Consider the following 2143-nt stretch of genomic DNA (forward strand, 5'->3'; position numbering starts at 1 on the left):
GTCCTGATGGCCGCTCGGCTCGGCACGTCCTGTGCCGAATTACGGACTTTTCCAAAGTCGAAAACCTAAGAATTGCTAAAGCTCATGAAAGAGCCAAATAAAATCCTTTCATGGGGCTTTTTCATAATTTAGCTAACAAATAGATTTGTCAATTATCTGAGCCCCATTAATGGGGCTTTATTTATATACCTAATATAATAGTTGCACAAGTAAAATATACTATTAATGCAACGGCATCTACTATTGTTGTGATAAGAGGGCTTGCCATAATCGCTGGATCAAGTTTAAACTTTCTTGCAATTATGGGAAGAACTCCTCCTACAATTTTAGCAAGCATAATTGTGATGAATAATGTTATTGTTACAGTAAGTGAAACCTTAAAGTTAATCTTCTCTATAAAATAAATTCTTAAAAAGTTAACTATAGAAAGTACAATACCAACTATAAATGATACCTTAAATTCCTTAAATACAACTTTAAAGAAGTCCTTTGTTTTAATCTCCTCAAGTGCAAGTCCTCTTATAACAAGCGTTGAGGATTGAGAACCTGCATTTCCTCCTGTATCCATAAGCATCGGTATAAAAGCTGCTAAGATTGCAACTGATTGAAGAACCTCCTCATATTTTTGAATTATTCTCCCTGTAAACGTTGCAGAAATCATAAGAATTAAAAGCCAAGCTATTCTATTTTTAGCAAGGGTAAATGCGCTTGCATCAAGATATTCAATATCCGTTGGCTCCATACCTGCCATCTTTTGAAAATCCTCTGTATTTTCCTGCTCAATAACGTCTACAATATCGTCAATTGTTATAATTCCAACCAATCTTTCCTCTTTATCTAAAACTGGAATTGCTATAAGGTCGTACTTTTTAAATAGGCTTGCTACCATCTCTTGGTCATCGTGGGTATGAACATATATAACATCTGTATTCATAATATCTTCTATTTTTTTGTCTTCATCACAAGTCACAAGCTTTCTTAGGGATATTATACCCTCAAGCTTCCTACTGCCATCTATAACGTAACAGGTATATATAGTCTCCTTCTCAATTCCTGTCTCTTTTATGTGCTTTATTGCCTCTGCTACTGTCATATCCTTTCTTAAATCAACATACTCTATAGTCATAAGACTTCCAGCAGAGTTATCAGGATAGTTTAAAAACTGATTAATTAGCGCTCTTTCCTCTTCCTTTGTATTCTTTAAAATCTTTTTTACTACATAGGCAGGCATCTCTTCTATAAAGTCAATCATATCGTCAAAGTACAACTCATTCATTATATGCTCTATTTCTTTATCTGTAATTGAATTTATTATATTCATCTGCTGTTCATTTGAAAGATATGAGAATACATCAACAGCCATATCCTTTGGAAGAAGTCTAAATAATATAACCGCCTCACTTGTATCAACTTCTTCTATTATATCAGCTATATTTACTTCGTTTAACTCAATTAGTTCATTTCTTAATTCCTTATAATTTTTATTTTTCAGTAGCTCTAAAATTCTTTCATTCATTCTGACCCCTCCTTTTAGAAGAGCCAATATCCAAAGTGATGAATATGGCTCTTTTTTATTAAGTTTTTATGCTCAGGAACAGAACTACCAGAATCCATATTCATCACTCCCTTCTTGCACCTCTTCCTAATAAGTTATATGTGATATGGCTGCCACACACGCAAAAAAATCTCTACTCAACAGTAGAGAAATATACATTTCTTTATTGTTGAGCTTTAGCACTACAAAGCGTAGACTCTGCGTCAGCTACATTAGAAATAACCTTCACGATTATTTCTGTTAACCCATTGGAATCTCTCGATTTTTCTGGGCAGTAGCATTTTTCTTTGTAGGAGCCTCACCTAACAACATATTTATTTTTTCCCACAATATATTATATTACACTTTCTCAAATAGTGATAGTTTTTTATCAAAAATTAACTTAATTATTTATATCACCGCCAAATTATTCCTATATATATTATAATATATATAAAAATAAAAAGTAAACATAAGGTATCCATTACCTTATGATATTGTTGACAAACTTAATTGTTAGCAAAAATCTGAAAAAGCCCCATGAAAGGATTTCAAATTAGCATATTTCATAAGCTTTAGCAATTCTTAGCTTTTCGACTTTGAAAAAGT

Annotated in this window: 1 protein-coding gene and 1 riboswitch; the gene reads right to left on the minus strand. The window is 32.5% G+C overall.

The window, feature by feature from the left end:
* Window positions 1-181: 181 nt before the first annotated feature.
* A complete protein-coding gene (gene mgtE / locus A3M9_RS0112225) occupies window positions 182-1516 on the minus strand; it encodes a magnesium transporter (protein ID WP_027309428.1) in 1335 nt (444 codons plus the stop codon).
* Window positions 1517-1709: 193 nt separating this feature from the next.
* A riboswitch (M-box (ykoK) riboswitch) is annotated at window positions 1710-1872 on the minus strand.
* Window positions 1873-2143 lie beyond the last annotated feature (271 nt).

Source organism: Caloramator sp. ALD01 (assembly GCF_000472625.1).
Taxonomy (GTDB): domain Bacteria; phylum Bacillota; class Clostridia; order Clostridiales; family Caloramatoraceae; genus Thermobrachium; species Thermobrachium proteoclasticum.